General features: G+C 30.0%; 20 protein-coding genes and 2 pseudogenes. 15 read left to right on the top strand and 7 right to left on the bottom strand.

Annotated features, from left to right (window positions below; genetic code table 11):
• Positions 1 to 114: 114 nt before the first annotated feature.
• Positions 115 to 1,083, bottom strand: a complete 969-nt coding sequence (locus tag WHD07_RS16770) for an IS110 family transposase (protein ID WP_343328560.1) — start codon at positions 1,081 to 1,083, stop codon at positions 115 to 117.
• A 376-nt stretch (positions 1,084 to 1,459) separates the two neighbouring features.
• Between WHD07_RS16770 and WHD07_RS16765 the strand changes: the two genes are divergently transcribed.
• Complete coding sequence (locus WHD07_RS16765; RefSeq protein ID WP_343329317.1) at positions 1,460 to 2,323, top strand: type II CAAX endopeptidase family protein; 864 nt, start codon at positions 1,460 to 1,462, stop codon at positions 2,321 to 2,323.
• A 99-nt stretch (positions 2,324 to 2,422) separates the two neighbouring features.
• Here WHD07_RS16765 and WHD07_RS16760 read toward each other — a convergent pair whose 3' ends face one another.
• Positions 2,423 to 3,391, bottom strand: coding sequence for an IS110 family transposase (locus tag WHD07_RS16760; RefSeq protein WP_343328560.1), 969 nt, complete (start codon positions 3,389 to 3,391; stop codon positions 2,423 to 2,425).
• A gap of 875 nt (positions 3,392 to 4,266) precedes the next feature.
• On the opposite strand from WHD07_RS16760, the gene WHD07_RS16755 reads away from it, so the two are divergent.
• From WHD07_RS16755 to WHD07_RS16740, 4 genes are all read left to right on the top strand, one after another.
• A complete protein-coding gene (locus WHD07_RS16755; protein WP_343329316.1) occupies positions 4,267 to 5,421 on the top strand; it encodes a hypothetical protein in 1,155 nt (384 codons plus the stop codon).
• Positions 5,422 to 5,616: 195 nt separating this feature from the next.
• The gene (locus tag WHD07_RS16750) at positions 5,617 to 5,745 is read left to right on the top strand and encodes a hypothetical protein (protein WP_343329315.1); all 129 of its coding nucleotides are present in this window, start codon (positions 5,617 to 5,619) and stop codon (positions 5,743 to 5,745) included.
• Positions 5,746 to 5,791: 46 nt separating this feature from the next.
• Positions 5,792 to 6,103, top strand: coding sequence for a transposase (locus WHD07_RS16745; RefSeq protein ID WP_343328339.1), 312 nt, complete (start codon positions 5,792 to 5,794; stop codon positions 6,101 to 6,103).
• An 8-nt stretch (positions 6,104 to 6,111) separates the two neighbouring features.
• Positions 6,112 to 6,999: an IS3 family transposase gene (locus WHD07_RS16740; RefSeq protein ID WP_343330977.1), complete on the top strand. Its 888-nt coding sequence runs from the start codon at positions 6,112 to 6,114 to the stop codon at positions 6,997 to 6,999.
• A gap of 46 nt (positions 7,000 to 7,045) precedes the next feature.
• On the opposite strand, the pseudogene WHD07_RS16735 reads toward WHD07_RS16740, so the two are convergent.
• A pseudogene (locus WHD07_RS16735) lies at positions 7,046 to 7,645 on the bottom strand (IS110 family transposase); the annotation flags it as partial.
• Positions 7,646 to 8,131: 486 nt separating this feature from the next.
• Between WHD07_RS16735 and WHD07_RS16730 the strand changes: the two are divergent.
• Together WHD07_RS16730 and WHD07_RS16725 are read left to right on the top strand one after the other, a co-directional pair.
• Positions 8,132 to 9,208 carry a Fic family protein gene (locus tag WHD07_RS16730; protein ID WP_343329314.1) on the top strand — a complete coding sequence of 359 codons (1,077 nt, stop codon included), beginning with the start codon at positions 8,132 to 8,134 and terminating at the stop codon, positions 9,206 to 9,208.
• A gap of 154 nt (positions 9,209 to 9,362) precedes the next feature.
• Positions 9,363 to 10,544 carry an alpha/beta hydrolase gene (locus WHD07_RS16725; protein ID WP_343329313.1) on the top strand — a complete coding sequence of 394 codons (1,182 nt, stop codon included), beginning with the start codon at positions 9,363 to 9,365 and terminating at the stop codon, positions 10,542 to 10,544.
• A 42-nt stretch (positions 10,545 to 10,586) separates the two neighbouring features.
• On the opposite strand, the gene WHD07_RS16720 is transcribed toward WHD07_RS16725, so the two are convergent.
• Both WHD07_RS16720 and WHD07_RS16715 read right to left on the bottom strand, forming a co-directional pair.
• A complete protein-coding gene (locus tag WHD07_RS16720) occupies positions 10,587 to 11,474 on the bottom strand; it encodes an IS3 family transposase (RefSeq protein WP_343331022.1) in 888 nt (295 codons plus the stop codon).
• Between the two features lie 8 nt (positions 11,475 to 11,482).
• Positions 11,483 to 11,794, bottom strand: coding sequence for a transposase (locus WHD07_RS16715; RefSeq protein WP_343328339.1), 312 nt, complete (start codon positions 11,792 to 11,794; stop codon positions 11,483 to 11,485).
• Positions 11,795 to 11,812: 18 nt separating this feature from the next.
• Here WHD07_RS16715 and WHD07_RS16710 point away from each other — a divergent pair, with 18 nt between their 5' ends.
• Positions 11,813 to 12,091: a hypothetical protein gene (locus WHD07_RS16710; protein ID WP_343329312.1), complete on the top strand. Its 279-nt coding sequence runs from the start codon at positions 11,813 to 11,815 to the stop codon at positions 12,089 to 12,091.
• A gap of 130 nt (positions 12,092 to 12,221) precedes the next feature.
• On the opposite strand, the pseudogene WHD07_RS16705 reads toward WHD07_RS16710, so the two are convergent.
• A pseudogene (locus WHD07_RS16705) lies at positions 12,222 to 13,153 on the bottom strand (IS110 family transposase); the annotation flags it as partial.
• 61 nt (positions 13,154 to 13,214) lie between these two features.
• Between WHD07_RS16705 and WHD07_RS16700 the strand changes: the two are divergent.
• From WHD07_RS16700 to WHD07_RS16670, 7 genes are all read left to right on the top strand, one after another.
• Positions 13,215 to 13,526 carry a transposase gene (locus WHD07_RS16700; RefSeq protein ID WP_343328339.1) on the top strand — a complete coding sequence of 104 codons (312 nt, stop codon included), beginning with the start codon at positions 13,215 to 13,217 and terminating at the stop codon, positions 13,524 to 13,526.
• Between the two features lie 8 nt (positions 13,527 to 13,534).
• Positions 13,535 to 14,422 carry an IS3 family transposase gene (locus tag WHD07_RS16695; protein ID WP_343330977.1) on the top strand — a complete coding sequence of 296 codons (888 nt, stop codon included), beginning with the start codon at positions 13,535 to 13,537 and terminating at the stop codon, positions 14,420 to 14,422.
• A 474-nt stretch (positions 14,423 to 14,896) separates the two neighbouring features.
• Entirely contained in the window at positions 14,897 to 15,763 is an 867-nt protein-coding gene (locus WHD07_RS16690) for a helix-turn-helix domain-containing protein (RefSeq protein ID WP_343329311.1), read from the top strand.
• An 84-nt stretch (positions 15,764 to 15,847) separates the two neighbouring features.
• On the top strand, positions 15,848 to 16,714 hold the full coding sequence (locus WHD07_RS16685) for a nuclear transport factor 2 family protein (RefSeq protein ID WP_343329310.1): 867 nt from the start codon (positions 15,848 to 15,850) through the stop codon (positions 16,712 to 16,714).
• An 11-nt stretch (positions 16,715 to 16,725) separates the two neighbouring features.
• Positions 16,726 to 17,385, top strand: coding sequence for an oxygen-insensitive NAD(P)H nitroreductase (nfsB, locus tag WHD07_RS16680; protein WP_343329309.1), 660 nt, complete (start codon positions 16,726 to 16,728; stop codon positions 17,383 to 17,385).
• A gap of 212 nt (positions 17,386 to 17,597) precedes the next feature.
• Entirely contained in the window at positions 17,598 to 18,587 is a 990-nt protein-coding gene (locus WHD07_RS16675) for an IS30 family transposase (protein ID WP_343329308.1), read from the top strand.
• Between the two features lie 249 nt (positions 18,588 to 18,836).
• Positions 18,837 to 20,246: a glycoside hydrolase family 28 protein gene (locus WHD07_RS16670; RefSeq protein ID WP_343329307.1), complete on the top strand. Its 1,410-nt coding sequence runs from the start codon at positions 18,837 to 18,839 to the stop codon at positions 20,244 to 20,246.
• A 251-nt stretch (positions 20,247 to 20,497) separates the two neighbouring features.
• Here WHD07_RS16670 and WHD07_RS16665 read toward each other — a convergent pair whose 3' ends face one another.
• Entirely contained in the window at positions 20,498 to 21,676 is a 1,179-nt protein-coding gene (locus WHD07_RS16665) for an AIR synthase related protein (protein WP_343329306.1), read from the bottom strand.
• Positions 21,677 to 21,681 lie beyond the last annotated feature (5 nt).

The raw sequence follows: 21,681 nt of genomic DNA, 5'->3' as shown, positions 1-21,681 counted from the left end.
AAAGAACTGAGCTAAAAAACAACTCTTTTCTTCATTAAATTTACGCACTATTATTTTAGGCTCATAATGCTATGAATTCGTATTTTGAGCTTTTATTTTTTATGTAAATACTACTTATTTTGATAAAACAGAAACGTACGTTTCGTCATATGGTAAACCTGATTTTGCAATAGCAAAACTCTGTTTTATCAGTTTATTTGAAACCGCTATTAAAGCCAATTTCTTACTCTTACCCTTGTTAACAATTCGCTCATAAATCTCGCGACATCCTTTATTATGCTTGCAAGCTGTAAAAGCACAGAGAAACAAGAGGTTGCGTAACTTCCTATTTCCAACCTTACTTATTCTACTTCTTCCACGTACACTACTCCCAGATACTCTTATCGTTGGAGTAATTCCTACATAACTACATAATTGTGAAGCTGTTTCAAATTTCTTAAATCCATCAGTAATTACAATTAAAAACAATGCCGTTTTCAATCCTATTCCTGGAATACTAGTTAGCAATGTTAACTGTGCTTGTTGGTCTTGTTTTACTAATGATAGTACTTTTGTTTCGATTCCTAAAATCTCTTTGTCTAAATGTTTTTTAGTCCGTTTTAATGAACCATAAACCCACTTAGAGGGAATCCCTAAAACTTCTTCTCCGTGGATTTTATTCTTAACCGCTGTGCGTTTTTTAATATCACTATCTAATAACCTAAACAACTGTAAACACTCACTCTGAACATTAGTAAGAGCCGTATACAATGGAACTTCATTGATACTTCCATATTCACAGATAGCCTTTGCATCACTTTTATCCGTCTTTACTTTAGATAATTTCATTTGGATAAAACGCTTTACAGACAAAGGATTTACCACCGATACAAAAATGCTTTGTTTGTATAAAAACTGAGCTAATCTGTAATGGTAATAACCTGTTGCTTCCATAATAACTAATGAGTTTTTAGGTAAACTTTTTAAAAAGGTTTTAAACCCTAATTCATCATTTTTAAATTGATCATGACCATTTGTACTTCCATAAACATCAAAAACGTCTTTACTGATGTCAACTCCAAAAATTTCCTTATATTTATTCATAAGAACTGATTTATGAAAGAATAACCTACTTTTACTCACAACAACTTGAAATCGAGATCTAGGTCTCACAGAACTGAACGTGATTGTTAGTAGAAAAGAGAGAGGATTATCAATGTTGTCGAAGTCTTGGCTTCACCGTGTATATTAACCTTAATTCTCTCTTTTATTCTTTCTGATTTATATACTTAAATTTAGTCTTTTATTATAAAATGCTAACTTAAGATGTATATACAAAATAGGCGAGATAGTAGTAAATTCAACGGTTGTAGCCCGCTTCAACATCTTATCGGTTTGATAGGTTTGAAGCCCGCAATCGCCTACTTTGCATATACTATACGTTGTGGTTAATTAAAAACCCGAACATAATTCAAATAAAATGAAAGATATTGGAATGAAAATGAATACGACTGGAAGAATCTTTCTATTTATGATATCGTATTTTATTTTTGTTGGAATATTCCAATATTTTGGAACTTTAATTGCGGGAACTGAATTCGGAAATTTAGAATATGTAGAAACGTCAACTGAACAATTGATAATTAGTTTTTTTGATTTAATTGGCACTTTTTTTATTATTTGGCTTTTTATGAAATTTGTAGATAAAGAGCAGTTTATTCAACTTGGATTTCAGACTAAAAATAGATTGAAAGATTTTATTATTGGAATTATAATTGGTCTAATAATAATGACAATAGGCTATTTTCTACTAATTTACTTTAAAGAAATATTTTTTCTAAAAGTTAATTTTAAATTGGAAGAATTAATAAAATCAATATTACTTTTTACGATTGTAGCTATTGTTGAGGAAACTCTTTTTCGTGGTTATATTTTAAAAAACCTAATGAGTTCATTTAATAAATATACAGCACTAATTCTTTCATCAATTTTATTTTCTATAATGCACGGGTTGAATCCGAATATTAGCCTATTCTCTTTATTTGATTTATTCTTAGCGGGAATTGTTCTTGGCTTGTCATATATCTACACTAAAAACTTATGGTTTCCAATTGCAATGCATTTAAGCTGGAATTTATTTCAAACACTTCTTGGATTTAATGTTAGTGGTCAAGACACTTATTCAATTATTGAATTTAAAACAAATGAAAGTAATTTAATAAATGGCGGAGCTTTTGGTTTTGAGGGTTCGTATTTATCAATAATAGCTGAAATTTTAACTATAATCGGAATTGGAATATATTACAATAGAAAAAAAACTAACCACAACAAAGAACTGAGCTAAAAAACAACTCTTTTCTTCATTAAATTTACGCACTATTATTTTAGGCTCATAATGCTATGAATTCGTATTTTGAGCTTTTATTTTTTATGTAAATACTACTTATTTTGATAAAACAGAAACGTACGTTTCGTCATATGGTAAACCTGATTTTGCAATAGCAAAACTCTGTTTTATCAGTTTATTTGAAACCGCTATTAAAGCCAATTTCTTACTCTTACCCTTGTTAACAATTCGCTCATAAATCTCGCGACATCCTTTATTATGCTTGCAAGCTGTAAAAGCACAGAGAAACAAGAGGTTGCGTAACTTCCTATTTCCAACCTTACTTATTCTACTTCTTCCACGTACACTACTCCCAGATACTCTTATCGTTGGAGTAATTCCTACATAACTACATAATTGTGAAGCTGTTTCAAATTTCTTAAATCCATCAGTAATTACAATTAAAAACAATGCCGTTTTCAATCCTATTCCTGGAATACTAGTTAGCAATGTTAACTGTGCTTGTTGGTCTTGTTTTACTAATGATAGTACTTTTGTTTCGATTCCTAAAATCTCTTTGTCTAAATGTTTTTTAGTCCGTTTTAATGAACCATAAACCCACTTAGAGGGAATCCCTAAAACTTCTTCTCCGTGGATTTTATTCTTAACCGCTGTGCGTTTTTTAATATCACTATCTAATAACCTAAACAACTGTAAACACTCACTCTGAACATTAGTAAGAGCCGTATACAATGGAACTTCATTGATACTTCCATATTCACAGATAGCCTTTGCATCACTTTTATCCGTCTTTACTTTAGATAATTTCATTTGGATAAAACGCTTTACAGACAAAGGATTTACCACCGATACAAAAATGCTTTGTTTGTATAAAAACTGAGCTAATCTGTAATGGTAATAACCTGTTGCTTCCATAATAACTAATGAGTTTTTAGGTAAACTTTTTAAAAAGGTTTTAAACCCTAATTCATCATTTTTAAATTGATCATGACCATTTGTACTTCCATAAACATCAAAAACGTCTTTACTGATGTCAACTCCAAAAATTTCCTTATATTTATTCATAAGAACTGATTTATGAAAGAATAACCTACTTTTACTCACAACAACTTGAAATCGAGATCTAGGTCTCACAGAACTGAACGTGATTGTTAGTAGAAAAGAGAGAGGATTATCAATGTTGTCGAAGTCTTGGCTTCACCGTGTATATTAACCTTAATTCTCTCTTTTATTCTTTCTGATTTATATACTTAAATTTAGTCTTTTATTATAAAATGCTAACTTAAGCCGTGTATAATTAATTGCTTGGTTTTAGCCAATTTACGAAAGTCCTCGCGGACTTTCTATCTGTGTTTTATTTACTAACTTTAGTGCTTAAAACACGCAACTAATCATACACAACAACGTTGGCAAAAACTCGGGAAAGGCGCCGAAATAAAGTCTGTTTTATAAATTTACTTCTTGCTTTTCCTCTCTTTTCAAAACCCAATTTCGGAAAATGTAGAAATTTAAAATTTATGGAACAATCTCTCGCTCGTGAAATTTTGTAAAAATTGGAGAGTTTGAAAAATTTAATAAAATGGAATTTACTCAAACACTGAAAATCCAAAATTGCGGAATTTTCACTCAAGCCTTGAATTTAGCAAGTTTGCGGAATTTAGCAAAATACGGAAAAACAAAATGGTGGAATTCTTACTCAAACTCTGAATTTAGCAAGTTTACGGAATTCTCACTCAGAGTTTGAATTTTGAAAAAAAAGAAAATTATGAAAAAGTTGAACGAAATAAAAAAATCACGCATTTGCCAACAACTTGTATAAAAAATTGCTACTTTTAGCTTAAACAAAGGCTGTTGCATTTTTGTAAACTTCTGAATTTCCGTTGGAAATTCCTCGTTCACAAAAATCGCAACTTTCCATACAAAAATACGTTGCCCACAATATGAAAAAAATCCTGCTAATATTAATAATTTCAGTAATTAACAAATCATTTAGTCAGAATAGATTGAAAGGAATTGTATTGAATTACGAAACTAAAGAACCTATTGAATATGTTGATATTTATAATAAAAATAATTTCACTTCAACAAATTCTGAAGGACGATTTTCATTCACTTCTCAAAGTGATTCAATTAAAATTAGATTAATTGGTTACGAACAGATATACACGACTTTTAAAAAAATAAATAATGACACAATATTCCTAAAAAGCAAGTTTGAGGAATTAGATGAAATTTTTTTAAGTAATACAAATCCAATTATAAAAGTATATAAATCTGTAGCAGACAACTATCCTACTGAACCTTATTCAGAAACATTTTTTTTAAGATGTTATATAAGAAAAAACGGAAAGTTACTAAAGATACAAGATTTGAATGGTATTGTAAATCGTAAAACACTTTTTGGTACATCTGAAAAACCTATGCCAAAAAAAAATTATATGGCAAATATTAGGAATGTAAGAAAAGCTGGAATTTACGAAGAAGATGTTTACTTTAAAATGTATAATTTAAAGCAAATATTTGACGAAATTGGTGGAGTTGGTCTTAATATTAAAGAATATGATTTCAATGAAAACGTATCAAAAGACAAAAATTTTGTAAAGTATTCATTTTTCCCAAAGTCAGAAAGTAAATCTAAAAACGAAGGACATTATCTAATAAACAAAAATAATAATGCTTTTACAGAATTTCACCTAAAACAAATAGATACCACAAGTTCTTACACAGAAAACAGAGGAATTAAGTACAGAACGACAAGTTATGGGAAATCAATTTTTTTTAAAGAAAATACTAATTGGAATAAGTATTTCATTCATAAAGCAAAAATAAACGCTGAAACCGAAGTTATTGATAAAGATGGCGTGAAAAATATTTATAATGTATCATATTCTTTTATTGTTTTAGAACAAAACAAAATTGAAATAAATAAAAAACAATCAATTAACAAAGACATTTTTAAATTTAAAAAACCATTTAGTTCAGAATTTTGGAAAAAACAAGAATATTTATTACTTACGAAAGAAATGAACGATTTTTTAGAAACAATAAAAGGTTCAAACAATGAATTTAAAACTACTACAAATATTGAGGAATAATACTGTGGGCAACACCGTATATAATTTATTGCTGGCTTTTTGCTTACTTGCGAAAGTCCTCGCGGACTTTCTTGGTCGGTAATTATTTACTAAATTAGTTGCTTGAAACACGCAACAAACCATATACAACAACGTTGCCATTCATTGATAAAAAAACTCGAAATAGAAGGAAATATTAACTAAAACATTAAATAAATGAGTAAACCTTTAACATTAATAGTTGGAATATTAGCTATATCAAATGTCCTTTATAGTTTTTGGGCTAACCAACAATCTGAAAAAATTTTTGGACTTGAAATGAATATTTGTAGTTTAGCCCCTTAATAGTTCGGAGTGATATTTTAAATTTCAAAACTAATATATTTGAGATATGAAATACAAGAAATGGACATTAGAACAGAAGTTAGAAATTCTATCAGTTTCAGAAGAAATAGGTATTGTAGAAGCCTGCCGAAAATACAGTGTAAGCACTGGAACATTTTACAGTTGGCGAAAGAAGTTTGAGCACAAAGGAGAAGCAGGTTTGAAGGTAACTTATGATACCAAGAGTAAAGAACTTAAAGAGGCAGAAGAAGAGAATCGAGTTTTAAGAAAATTATTAAGTGATAGAGAAATTGAGCTTGAAGTACAACGAGAACTTTTAAAAAAAAAGTTTGGAACGTCCGATCCAAGAAAGATTTAGTCAATGCAATTTATAAAAAATATAAGTGTAGCAAAACAAAAATCCTAAAAATGGTAGGTATTGTAGAGAGTAGTTACTACAGAGAACCTAGTGGTGGTAAAAAAGGAAATAAGCCAACTAAAGAAACTTTTCATAAGACCAAAGGCTTTGTATTACAAAACGATGTAGTTGCAGCTATAAAAGAAATTTTACAGCATGAGTTTATAGATTGTGGTTATCGATTAATGACCAGCTATTTAAAAAGAGAGGGGTACACTATAAATCATAAAAAACTATATAGAATTATGAAAGAAGAAGGCTTACTCAAACTAGATAATAGGATAGATAGAAGTGGTTCAGGACGCAAGTTTGTAAAGTTCAGAAAAGTTCACACTTCTAAGCCCTTAGAATGCCTGGAAATGGATATAAAAATGGTTTGGATACCAAGTGTAGGAAAGAATGCTTATTTACTCTCGGTCATAGACGTTCATACTCGTAGAATACTAAAAGACTATTTTTCTTTTACCATTAAACAGCATCACGTTATTACATTACTATCTGAGTTGTTTCAAGATTATGATTACCCCAATAATGTAGTTATTAGAAGTGATAATGGAAGCCAATTTATAGCTAAAAGAGTACGTGAATACTTAGGTTTAATCGGAGTACAACAAGAATTTACACACATTGCAACACCTGAGGAAAATGCACATATAGAAGCGTATCACGGAATATTAAAAAAAGAAGTTTTTAAAAGGTTCGACTATCAATATTTTGGTGAAATAGAGCAAATATTAAAACGATACGTGAAATTTTATAACAATAGAAGACTTCACGGATTGTTGGGACGTATAACCCCAATGGAAAAATGGAATACAGATAAACATCTAATTATGATGAAAAATTTAACAGCTTAATTAATAATCGAAATTTAAAAGATTACTCTTGTTTTATAGGGGTCAAAACACCTGGAATACTAGTTAGCAATGTTAACTGTGCTTGTTGGTCTTGTTTTACTAATGATAGTACTTTTGTTTCGATTCCTAAAATCTCTTTGTCTAAATGTTTTTTAGTCCGTTTTAATGAACCATAAACCCACTTAGAGGGAATCCCTAAAACTTCTTCTCCGTGGATTTTATTCTTAACCGCTGTGCGTTTTTTAATATCACTATCTAATAACCTAAACAACTGTAAACACTCACTCTGAACATTAGTAAGAGCCGTATACAATGGAACTTCATTGATACTTCCATATTCACAGATAGCCTTTGCATCACTTTTATCCGTCTTTACTTTAGATAATTTCATTTGGATAAAACGCTTTACAGACAAAGGATTTACCACCGATACAAAAATGCTTTGTTTGTATAAAAACTGAGCTAATCTGTAATGGTAATAACCTGTTGCTTCCATAATAACTAATGAGTTTTTAGGTAAACTTTTTAAAAAGGTTTTAAACCCTAATTCATCATTTTTAAATTGATCATGACCATTTGTACTTCCATAAACATCAAAAACGTCTTTACTGATGTCAACTCCAAAAATTTCCTTATATTTATTCATAAGAACTGATTTATGAAAGAATAACCTACTTTTACTCACAACAACTTGAAATCGAGATCTAGGTCTCACAGAACTGAACGTGATTGTTAGTAGAAAAGAGAGAGGATTATCAATGTTGTCGAAGTCTTGGCTTCACCGTGTATATTAACCTTAATTCTCTCTTTTATTCTTTCTGATTTATATACTTAAATTTAGTCTTTTATTATAAAATGCTAACTTAAGCCGTATATAATTTATTGCTAGTTCTAGCCTACTTACGAAAATCCTCGCGAATTTTCTATTCGGTATGTATTTGCTAAATTAGGTGCTTAAAACACGCAACAAACCATATACAAACACGTTAGCAAAAATACCTCAGTGAGCTCGAAAAATATAATGTAAAGAAAACTAAAATAACTTATCATTTAAAATTATTATGTAAAGAAAAGTCCATTTTCTTATCATTATAAATTACCTTTGTTAAGAAAAATAGAATTTCTTATCATTATGAATGACTTTAAACTTGAAAAACTTCCTTTAAAAAAAGACATTGAAACAAAAAATGTTCTTAAAAAATTAAATGAAGCTCATAGAGCATTAGCTGAATTAAAAGGTTTAGTATCTAGTATTCCAAATGAAAATATCCTAATCAATACTTTAGGGTTACAAGAAGCAAAAGATAGTTCCGAAATTGAAAATATCATCACAACACACGATGATCTTTATAAAGCTGAACTAAATTTAGATGGAGTAAAATCGTTAGATGCTAAAGAAGTTCAAAATTATATTTCTGCATTAAAAATTGGGTATTCATTAATTTCAAAAAGAAATATTTTAACAAATAATGACATTATCCAAATACAATCTGAATTAGAAAAAAACAATGCTGGTTTTAGAAAAGTTCCTGGAACTGCATTAAAAAATGCTAAAACTGGAGAAACAGTTTATACTCCGCCACAAGACCCTGAAACTATAAAAAATTTAATGTCTAATTTAGAACAATTTATTAATGACGATACTTTATCTGACTTTGACCCAATAGTAAAAATGGCTATTATACATTATCAATTTGAAAGTATCCACCCTTTTTATGACGGTAATGGTAGAACAGGAAGAATTATTAATGTGCTTTATTTAGTAATGAAAGATTTACTCGATTTACCTATTTTATATTTGAGTAGGTTCATTATCGAAAATAAAGCTAAATATTATGAATTATTACAAGAAGTTAGAATAACTGACAATTGGGAAAATTGGTTAATCTATATTATCAAAGCAGTCGAGCAAACCTCTAAACAAACTATAATTCTAATAAAAGATATTCAGAAATTAATGCTTGAATATAAACACATAATTAGAAATAATTATAAATTTTATAGTCAAGATTTATTGAATAATTTATTTCAACATCCATACACAAAAATTGAGTTTATAGAAAGAGATTTAGGAGTATCAAGAATTACAGCTGCTAATTATTTAAATAGACTTGCGAAAGACGGAATTCTAACAAAACAGAAACTTGGAACAGGAAATTACTATGTCAATGAAAAATTATATACGATTTTAACAAAAAAAGTACTTTAGCCAACAACGTGTAGTAAAAATTGCTAAATTAGTGCTTTACCAAAAGTTGTTGCTTTTTTATTCACTTCTATTTTCCTGCGGAAAATAGCCGTTCACTTTAATCGCAACTTTTCATAACACAAATACGTTGTGCATAATTTTACAGAATACATATATGAAATTGATAATTAATATTTTTAGTTTTTTCCTAATTACATCATTTGCTTTTGGTCAAACGAAAAGTAAAATCGAAATAAGTTCTTTAGAATATAATATAGTCGAATTAAAATCAGAATATTTTCCAAATGAAAATAGAATTATAAAAATATTTTTGCCTAAAAATTACGATATCACAAAAAAATATCCAGTTATCTATACTTTGGACGGATATAGTCTTTTTGATTTAACAGCAAAATATGTTGACCAATTAAGCAAACTAACCATAGAGAATGATTATGATGTTGCGACAGATGTCATTCCTCAATCAATAGTTGTTGGAATTTATCATAATAATAGAAATAAGGAAACAACACCTAATTTTAGTAAATACTCAGATGGAGATGAAACTTTTTATTTGGAGGGTTCTGAAAAACTAAAAAACTTCTTGTTCGAAGATGTTGTTCCTTACATAAACACAAAATACAATACTTCAGGATATAATTCAATTATAGGACACTCAAATACAGCTCACTTTGTAATATGTTTACCATTTCAAAAAAACAATCCATTTAATGGGATTATCTCACTTTCATTGAGCGGAGAATCCGAAAATTTTAAAAGAAAAATAGAGCCTTATTTAACCACAAATAAAAAGACAAATATATTTATTGGCTATGGCACGAAAGATTATGATTTTAATGAATTTGCAAAAGACTTAAAAGGCAAAGTTTTTAATAACAATTTAAAAATTAGTGAATTTAATGCTAACCATAATGAAATGCCAGCAATATCTTTGATACAAGGCATAAAATTCCTCTTTAATGAATACAGAAACATTGAAGATTTCTATATAGAATCGAATAAAGAAAATTTTGACATAAGAGAATATCTTAAACTTTATCATTCAAAGAATAAAAAGCTCTATGGAATTGAAACTCAAATTAAAGAAGTTGATTTTTATTCTTTAATACAAATGAGTATAAATACCAAAAATAAAAAAGCACTCAATCAAATTATTGAATACGATTCAAAAGTAAATGGATATCCAACACAAACACACACTCTATTTTTTTATAATAAGCAAATTGGTGATTTTGAAAAAGCTAATTATCTTGCAAATAAAATAATGAACAGTAAAGACGATTTAGAAAATAGAATTCTAAATGCAAATTTGGAATCTTATTATGATTTGTTTTGACCCCTATAAAACAAGAGTAATCTTTTAAATTTCGATTATTAATTAAGCTGTTAAATTTTTCATCATAATTAGATGTTTATCTGTATTCCATTTTTCCATTGGGGTTATACGTCCCAACAATCCGTGAAGTCTTCTATTGTTATAAAATTTCACGTTTCGTTTTAATATTTGCTCTATTTCACCAAAATATTGATAGTCGAACCTTTTAAAAACTTCTTTTTTTAATATTCCGTGATACGCTTCTATATGTGCATTTTCCTCAGGTGTTGCAATGTGTGTAAATTCTTGTTGTACTCCGATTAAACCTAAGTATTCACGTACTCTTTTAGCTATAAATTGGCTTCCATTATCACTTCTAATAACTACATTATTGGGGTAATCATAATCTTGAAACAACTCAGATAGTAATGTAATAACGTGATGCTGTTTAATGGTAAAAGAAAAATAGTCTTTTAGTATTCTACGAGTATGAACGTCTATGACCGAGAGTAAATAAGCATTCTTTCCTACACTTGGTATCCAAACCATTTTTATATCCATTTCCAGGCATTCTAAGGGCTTAGAAGTGTGAACTTTTCTGAACTTTACAAACTTGCGTCCTGAACCACTTCTATCTATCCTATTATCTAGTTTGAGTAAGCCTTCTTCTTTCATAATTCTATATAGTTTTTTATGATTTATAGTGTACCCCTCTCTTTTTAAATAGCTGGTCATTAATCGATAACCACAATCTATAAACTCATGCTGTAAAATTTCTTTTATAGCTGCAACTACATCGTTTTGTAATACAAAGCCTTTGGTCTTATGAAAAGTTTCTTTAGTTGGCTTATTTCCTTTTTTACCACCACTAGGTTCTCTGTAGTAACTACTCTCTACAATACCTACCATTTTTAGGATTTTTGTTTTGCTACACTTATATTTTTTATAAATTGCATTGACTAAATCTTTCTTGGATCGGACGTTCCAAACTTTTTTTTTAAAAGTTCTCGTTGTACTTCAAGCTCAATTTCTCTATCACTTAATAATTTTCTTAAAACTCGATTCTCTTCTTCTGCCTCTTTAAGTTCTTTACTCTTGGTATCATAAGTTACCTTCAAACCTGCTTCTCCTTTGTGCTCAAACTTCTTTCGCCAACTGTAAAATGTTCCAGTGCTTACACTGTATTTTCGGCAGGCTTCTACAATACCTATTTCTTCTGAAACTGATAGAATTTCTAACTTCTGTTCTAATGTCCATTTCTTGTATTTCATATCTCAAATATATTAGTTTTGAAATTTAAAATATCACTCCGAACTATTAAGGGGCTAAACTATGATTTCTATATTAATGATCTTAAAAATACCGAAATGGGAATTGCTTTTTTTCAACAAGGTCAAAAGAAATTTAAAGACAATCAACTTGAATTCAGTTATTTCATAGCTAAGGCTTCTGTTGAAAACAATACCCAAAAAAGATTAGGGAAAACTAATTTAGAATATTGTTTAAAAAACTATAAAGAGAATAGATATTTTAGAAAAATTGATTTGAAGGAATTAAAAGAAGAGTAAAAAAACTATGCACAACAAAGAACTGAGCTAAAAAACAACTCTTTTCTTCATTAAATTTACGCACTATTATTTTAGGCTCATAATGCTATGAATTCGTATTTTGAGCTTTTATTTTTTATGTAAATACTACTTATTTTGATAAAACAGAAACGTACGTTTCGTCATATGGTAAACCTGATTTTGCAATAGCAAAACTCTGTTTTATCAATTTATTTGAAACCGCTATTAAAGCCAATTTCTTACTCTTACCCTTGTTAACAATTCGCTCATAAATCTCGCGACATCCTTTATTATGCTTGCAAGCTGTAAAAGCACAGAGAAACAAGAGGTTGCGTAACTTCCTATTTCCAACCTTACTTATTCTACTTCTTCCACGTACACTACTCCCAGATACTCTTATCGTTGGAGTAATTCCTACATAACTACATAATTGTGAAGCTGTTTCAAATTTCTTAAATCCATCAGTAATTACAATTAAAAACAATGCCGTTTTCAATCCTATTCCTGGAATACTAGTTAGCAATGTTAACTGTGCTTGTTGGTCTTGTTTTACTAATGATAGTACTTTTGTTTCGATTCCTAAAATCTCTTTGTCTAAATGTTTTTTAGTCCGTTTTAATGAACCATAAACCCACTTAGAGGGAATCCCTAAAACTTCTTCTCCGTGGATTTTATTCTTAACCGCTGTGCGTTTTTTAATATCACTATCTAATAACCTAAACAACTGTAAACACTCACTCTGAACATTAGTAAGAGCCGTATACAATGGAACTTCATTGATACTTCCATATTCACAGATAGCCTTTGCATCACTTTTATCCGTCTTTACTTTAGATAATTTCATTTGGATAAAACGCTTTACAGACAAAGGATTTACCACCGATACAAAAATGCTTTGTTTGTATAAAAACTGAGCTAATCTGTAATGGTAATAACCTGTTGCTTCCATAATAACTAATGAGTTTTTAGGTAAACTTTTAAAAAGGTTTTAAACCCTAATTCATCATTTTTAAATTGATCATGACCATTTGTACTTCCATAAACATCAAAAACGTCTTTACTAGTTTAGCCCCTTAATAGTTCGGAGTGATATTTTAAATTTCAAAACTAATATATTTGAGATATGAAATACAAGAAATGGACATTAGAACAGAAGTTAGAAATTCTATCAGTTTCAGAAGAAATAGGTATTGTAGAAGCCTGCCGAAAATACAGTGTAAGCACTGGAACATTTTACAGTTGGCGAAAGAAGTTTGAGCACAAAGGAGAAGCAGGTTTGAAGGTAACTTATGATACCAAGAGTAAAGAACTTAAAGAGGCAGAAGAAGAGAATCGAGTTTTAAGAAAATTATTAAGTGATAGAGAAATTGAGCTTGAAGTACAACGAGAACTTTTAAAAAAAAAGTTTGGAACGTCCGATCCAAGAAAGATTTAGTCAATGCAATTTATAAAAAATATAAGTGTAGCAAAACAAAAATCCTAAAAATGGTAGGTATTGTAGAGAGTAGTTACTACAGAGAACCTAGTGGTGGTAAAAAAGGAAATAAGCCAACTAAAGAAACTTTTCATAAGACCAAAGGCTTTGTATTACAAAACGATGTAGTTGCAGCTATAAAAGAAATTTTACAGCATGAGTTTATAGATTGTGGTTATCGATTAATGACCAGCTATTTAAAAAGAGAGGGGTACACTATAAATCATAAAAAACTATATAGAATTATGAAAGAAGAAGGCTTACTCAAACTAGATAATAGGATAGATAGAAGTGGTTCAGGACGCAAGTTTGTAAAGTTCAGAAAAGTTCACACTTCTAAGCCCTTAGAATGCCTGGAAATGGATATAAAAATGGTTTGGATACCAAGTGTAGGAAAGAATGCTTATTTACTCTCGGTCATAGACGTTCATACTCGTAGAATACTAAAAGACTATTTTTCTTTTACCATTAAACAGCATCACGTTATTACATTACTATCTGAGTTGTTTCAAGATTATGATTACCCCAATAATGTAGTTATTAGAAGTGATAATGGAAGCCAATTTATAGCTAAAAGAGTACGTGAATACTTAGGTTTAATCGGAGTACAACAAGAATTTACACACATTGCAACACCTGAGGAAAATGCACATATAGAAGCGTATCACGGAATATTAAAAAAAGAAGTTTTTAAAAGGTTCGACTATCAATATTTTGGTGAAATAGAGCAAATATTAAAACGATACGTGAAATTTTATAACAATAGAAGACTTCACGGATTGTTGGGACGTATAACCCCAATGGAAAAATGGAATACAGATAAACATCTAATTATGATGAAAAATTTAACAGCTTAATTAATAATCGAAATTTAAAAGATTACTCTTGTTTTATAGGGGTCAAAACATTTACTGATGTCAACTCCAAAAATTTCCTTATATTTATTCATAAGAACTGATTTATGAAAGAATAACCTACTTTTACTCACAACAACTTGAAATCGAGATCTAGGTCTCACAGAACTGAACGTGATTCTTAGTAGAAAAGAGAGAGGATTATCAATGTTTTCGAAGTCTTGGCTTCACCGTGTATATTAACCTTAATTCTCTCTTTTATTCTTTCTGATTTATATACTTAAATTTAGTCTTTTATTATAAAATGCTAACTTAAGCCGTATAAACTTTATTGCTGGTTTTTGCTAATTTACGAAAGTCCTCGCGGACTTTCTTGGTCGGTAATTATTTACTAAATTAGTTGCTTAAAACACGTAACAAACCATATACAAACACGTTAGGCACAAGGCGAAAGAAAACAACAGAACTAAAAACAAATTGAAGGAAAAGATTCAAAAATACGATTTCAAAGAAGGACTTCCTCAAGAGTTTGAAATTATAGATTTCGACTTTCTTTTTAACGAATTCTCTGAAGAAATCAAAAAACCGCATAGGTCAGAATTCTATCAAATTTTATGGTTTCAAAAAGGCAAGCCAACACATTTGGTCGATTTCAATCCAATAAAAATTAAACCGAACTCATTACTGTTTATTAACAAAAATAGTGTCCAACTTTTCGATTACAAAACAAGATTCAAAGGAAAAGCAATTTTATTTACAGATAATTTTTTTTGCAAGACCACTGCTGATACACAATTTATAAGAAACAGTATTTTGTTTAATGATTTACTTTCTATTTCTCAAATCAATATATCAAATTCAATTATCGAAACAACATTTCAGCAATTAAAAATTGAATCGCAAAACCTGAAAGATAACTACCAATCAGATATTTTACGAAATGACCTAAGAAACCTTTTATTGCATTCCGAAAGAGAAAGAAAAAAACAAGGTTTTATAGAATTAAAAAAAGATAATAATCTTGAACTAGCATTGTTATTTAAAACCTTATTAGATGACAATTTCGTAAACCATAAAAAGGTTAGCTTTTATTGTCAACAAATGCATTTGACACCAAAAAGACTTAATCAAGCTACGTCTAAAGTTTTTGGAAAAACACCTAAAAATATCATTGACAGTAGAGTTCTGTTAGAATCAAAAAGATTATTGGCTCATACAAACGAAAGTATAAAGGAAATTGGGTTTTTATTAGGCTTTGAAGAACCAACTAACTTCATTAAACACTTCAAAAAACATACTAACAAAACACCTGTTGAATTTAGAGCAGAATTCAATTTGGCGTAAAAGTATCATTCAAAGGACTTTTTTTATCGTTTCTTTTCTTCTACTTGATTGCAACTTTGTAGTATCAATTTAAAACAACTAATAATGAAAAAGATACTATTAAGTGCAACGGTAATTTTGGCAATAGGTTTTACAGCCTGTAATAGTCAAAAAACAATTTCAAACAATAAAAAAGAAGAAAAAATGGAAATTTCAAACAAAGAAAAAGTAATTGCTCTTTTAAAAAGCATTGAGACTGGTGCTCAAGAACCAGCAGGATACATTAACCCAAACAATTACATTCAACATAATCTTGGAGTTGCAGACGGACTTGCAGGATTTGGTGCATTATTGCAACAACTTCCTCCAAACTCAGCTAAAGTAAACACAATTAGAACTTTCGAAGATGGCGATTTTGTTTTTACTCAAACCGATTATAACTTTTTTGGACCAAAAATCGGTTTCGATATTTTTAGGTTCGAAAATGGACAAATAGTTGAACATTGGGATAATTTGCAAGAAAAGCCTTTAAATCCAAATCCAAGTGGACATACTATGATTGACGGGACAACTGAAATTGAGGACATTAACAAAACTGAAGAAAATAAAGCATTGGTCAATAATTTCGTGAATGACATCTTAGTAAACGGTAAAATGGAAAAGTTGGCTGGTTATTTTGATGGCGACAATTATATCCAACACAACCCTCAAATTGCAGATGGACTTTCAGGACTTGGAAAGGCATTGGAGTACATGGCTTCTCAAGGTATTATAATGAAATATAACAAAGTGCATAGAGTTTTAGGAGAAGGTAATTTTATATTGACTATTAGCGAAGGTACGTTTGGAGATAAACACACCTCGTTTTATGACTTGTTTAGAGTTGAGAATGGAAAAATAGCTGAACATTGGGATGTAATGGAAACTATTCTGCCAAAAGGTGAATGGAAAAATAGTAACGGTAAATTTTAATACAAGAAACTATGGACATTATAAAAACATTAAATTGGCGATATTCTACAAAATCTTTTGATGCTAACAAAAAAATATCATCCTCTGATTTTGCTAAGGTAAAAGAGATTTTAAGGATGAGTCCTTCGAGTACCAATCTTCAACCTTGGCATTTTGTAATTGCTGAGACCGAAGAAGGTAAAAAACGAATGGCCAAAGGGACACAGGATTTTTTCATATTTAATGAATCAAAAGTTTTAGATGCCTCTCACGTAGTTTTATTTTGTTCAAGAATAACTGCTGATGAAGAGTATATGCAAAAGCTGCTAGAATCTGAAGACAAAGACGGAAGATATCCAAATGATGAAATAAAACAAAATGTAAATGGAGGTAGAAATGTTTTTGCCGACATCCATAAATACGATTTGAAAGATTTACAACATTGGATGGAAAAACAAGTGTATTTAAATATTGGTAATTTCTTACTAGGTGTTGCTACTCTTGGCATTGATGCTTGCCCTATGGAAGGAATTGACATAAAAGTATTAGATGAAGAATTTGGTTTAAGAGAAAAGGGATTTACAGCTATAACAGCGATTTCAATAGGTTACAGAACTGAAAGTGATTTTAATACAACCGATAAAACTCCAAAATCTAGATTACCCGAAGATGAAATAATTACAGTTTTATAGTTGGAAAGCCCAGTGCCTAACAATGTATAAAAGCAATAGCGGTTCAGGTGCAAACTTGAACCGTTTTTGTGTTTAAATAAGTATCTTGTCATCCCAAGGGTAAGTGCATTTAATCCGCTATTGCTCTTATACTAACCGTTGCAAGTAATTGGCGGAAACCACCCTCCATTCAATAACTTAACGCAACAAATCTAAAATTATAGATTTGTAAAATGGAATTAAAAAAACATAGAAGATTAACTTTAAAAGAAAGAGTGATTATTCAGACACTTTTAAAGGAAAAAAAGACTAAATCTTATATAGCAATTAGACTTGATAGATCTCGTTCAACTATCGGTAGAGAAGTTAATAAATTTGTAACAGAACCAGGTGAAAAATATGATGCTGATTTAGCTCATTGGTGTGCTAAATCAGATTATTTAAACAAGAGAAATTTAGATAAAATAAGTACATATTCTTTACTTAGATATTTTGTGTACAAAGGTCTTTTATTAAACTGGACTCCTGAACAGATTTCTGGAAGACTAAAAGAATTATATCCAAATGACCCTATAATGTCTATTTCGCATGAAGCTATTTATAGACACATTTATACCAGACCACAAGCGCGTTTAAACAAAAAATTAATCAAACTATTAGTACGTAAAAAAACAAGGCGTAGAACTCCTAAAAAAAGACGTGGTGGTGGATCTAAAATAATAAACCAAGTAAGAATTGACAGTAGACCACAGCATATTGAACTTAGAAATGAAGTCGGACATTGGGAAGGTGATTTAGTCATTGGAAAGAACCATAAAAGTGCAATTGGAACTATAGTAGAACGCAAAACTAGATTTACTTTAATTGTAAAATTAGAGTCTAAAAAAGCAGGTGAAGTAGCCAATGAGTTTTCTAAAATATTAAACAAATTAAATCCTATCTATAAAAAAACAATGACGTACGACAACGGAATTGAAATGGCAAGACACGAAAAAATTACTCAAAATACAGGAATGAAAATATACTTTGCTCCCCCCTATTCTTCCTGGGAAAGAGGAACCAATGAAAATACGAACGGACTCATTAGAAGGTACCTGCCAAAGGGAACTAATTTTAACCAAATTGACATTATTCAAGAAAAATTGAACAACAGACCTCGAAAAATTATTGGTTATAAAACACCTAAAGAAATGATGGATTTAGAACTTAAATTTGTAGCTTAGTAACATCAAAAAACATAAACGTTTTGTTGCGTTACAACATTGAATCCAAGCATTTAAATACAAATCATATCGAAAAAATAAACTAAATTTACCTGAACTAACAATTTAAAAACAAACATAGTTCAAAATATTTTTTGCCTTCTAAACGGCTAAAAAAATAGTTTGAACGGTATAAATTAACCTAAAAAAAGGTCAACCTATATCAGGATAATACATATTTTAGGACAAGACACAATTTATAAACATATAATGAAGATACTTAAATCAATTATTCTATTACTAAGCATATCATTTGCAACCAACGCCAGGGATTTCAACATATCTGATTACAATGCAATTAATGATGGAAAAACACTGAATACAAAAGCAATTCAACAAGCTATTGACGAATGTACTTTATCAGGAGGTGGAACAGTAAAAATTGATGGAGGTGGTATTTATGTATCTGGTACTATTTACCTAAAAGATAATGTTTCATTACACATTGAAGGAGGTACAACATTGCAGGGAAGTCCAAATTATAACGATTACACACAGGGCACTTACAAAATGATGTATCAGTACAGTACAAACATGGACCGCTGTTTCATATATGCTGAAAACTCAAAAAACATAAGTATTGTAGGGTTTGGAACAATAGATGGAAATGGACATTTAGAAAACTTTGCCCATGGTGCAGGTCGCCCAATGCTAATTCGTATGTTAAAATGCCAAAATATTCACCTAAACAATATTAATTTAATCAATCCAGCAAGTTGGACTTCCGTTTTTTTATACTGCGATAATATTGAAGTTTCAGGAATTAACATCTATAGTCGTGCTAATTATAATGGTGATGGACTGGACTTTGATGGCTGTACCAGGGTTCGGGTATCAAACAGTAACTTCGATAACAGTGACGACTGCATCTGTCTTCAGACTTCACGCTCCGATAAGCCTTGTAAAGATATTGTTATAACAAATAATATATTTCGATCTAAATGGGCAGGCATTAGAATTGGTTTACTTTCAAAAGGTGACATTGAATCAGTTACCGTAAGTAATTGTACATTTAGAGATATTGAAGATGCTGGTTTAAAAATACAACAAAACGAGGGTGGTGAAATGAAAAACATGACCTTTTCAAACCTAGTAATGGAAAATGTTCCTAGACCAATTTTTATGACATTTTGCCAACAAAGAATGAGTGTAGATACTCCAAAAGGCCAAATAGAACCTATTAAGCGAATGCATGGTTTCTATTTTAATAATATAATAGTTGATAATTCTAAAGGAGATAAAAATTCAGCGATTTTTATTACAGGACTGCCTAATCATAAAATAGAGGATACCTCTATTAAAAACATTAGATTCATAGTTTCTGGAGGAGGAACAAAAAAGGATGCTTCAAAAATTGATTCTGTAAAGGAATTTACATCTGAGGTCATGGGTGTTCATTCCCCTGAATTTTATTCGATTGGAACTTTGCCGGCTTCTGGAATTTTTGTTCGTCATGCCGCAGGACTTCACCTTGAGAATATTAATCTAATAATAATAAATGAAGATGAAAGACCTTCTATAGTTTTAGATGATGTGACAGGTTTTTACAGTAGTTTTCTAAAAAACAACGGAAGAAAAATTGACAATATTGAGATTGTAAATTCCAGTAAAAAAGAATAACGTGCTACAACAATTGGTATGTTTTATTGTTTGGTTCTAGCACACTTACGAAAATCCTCACGGATTTTCTTGTTCAGTAATTATTTACTAAATTTAGTACTTAAACAAAACATACTAAAAACCGTTGGCATTCATTAAACACCGAACTGCCTCCATTAAATTAACTTTAAGCAAATATTTTAACAATAAAAAAACTCGAAATACTTTTAAAAGTATTTCGAGTTTTTAATTTTATTATTGTTTAATGTCTTTTAATACTCAAAAACACCAAACTCACTTGTAATAGTCAGTTTTTTAGTTGCTGAAGGTTCTACTCTACCTATAATTTTAGCATCTACGTTAAACGATTTTGAGATGGCAATAATATCTGCTGCAATTTCTGGAGAGACATAAATCTCCATTCTATGCCCACAGTTAAATACTTGGTACATTTCTTTCCAATCTGTTTTAGATTGTTCTTGTATCAACTTAAATAAAGGCGGAATCGGAAACATATTGTCTTTTACAATGTGTAACTCATCTACAAAGTGTAATATTTTTGTTTGCGCACCACCAGAACAATGTATCATTCCGTGTACAGTATCAGAATTAAATTCTGATAAGATTTTTTTAATTATTGGCGCGTACGTTCTTGTTGGGGATAACACCAATTTACCTGCATCTATAGGAGAATTTTCTACCTTGTCTGTTAATTTTGTATTACCAGAGTACACTAAATCTTTAGGTACAGCAGCATCAAAACTTTCTGGGTATTTTTCTGCTAAATATTTATGAAAAACATCGTGTCTTGCAGATGTTAATCCGTTAGACCCCATACCTCCATTATATTCAGTTTCATAACTTGCTTGTCCAAAAGATTCTAAACCAACAATTACATCACCTGCTTTTATGTTTGCATTATCAACAACATCTGTACGTTTCATTCTTGCTGTTACGGTAGAATCTACAATAATGGTACGTACTAAATCGCCAACATCTGCCGTTTCTCCTCCGGTTGAATGAATCGTTACTCCAAAACCTTTTAAGTCTTCAATTAACTCTTCGGTTCCGTTTATAATTGCTGATAAAACTTCTCCTGGAATTTTGCTTTTATTTCTACCAATAGTAGAAGACAACATAATGTTATCTGTTGCTCCAACACATAAAAGATCATCAATATTCATTATTAAAGCATCTTGCGCAATGCCTTTCCAAACAGAAATATCTCCAGTTTCTTTCCAATACATATACGCTAAAGAAGATTTTGTACCCGCTCCATCTGCATGCATTATTAGACAATAATCATCATCGTTTGTTAAATAATCTGGAACAATTTTACAAAATGCTTTTGGAAACAAACCTTTGTCTATATTCTTAATTGCATTGTGTACATCTTCTTTTGATGCCGAAACACCTCTTTGTGCGTATCTTTTAGAAACTTCTTGACTCATTTTGT

This window comes from Polaribacter staleyi (genome assembly GCF_038024045.1).
Lineage (GTDB): Bacteria > Bacteroidota > Bacteroidia > Flavobacteriales > Flavobacteriaceae > Polaribacter > Polaribacter butkevichii.
This window is presented reverse-complemented; position numbering and strand designations above follow the sequence as displayed.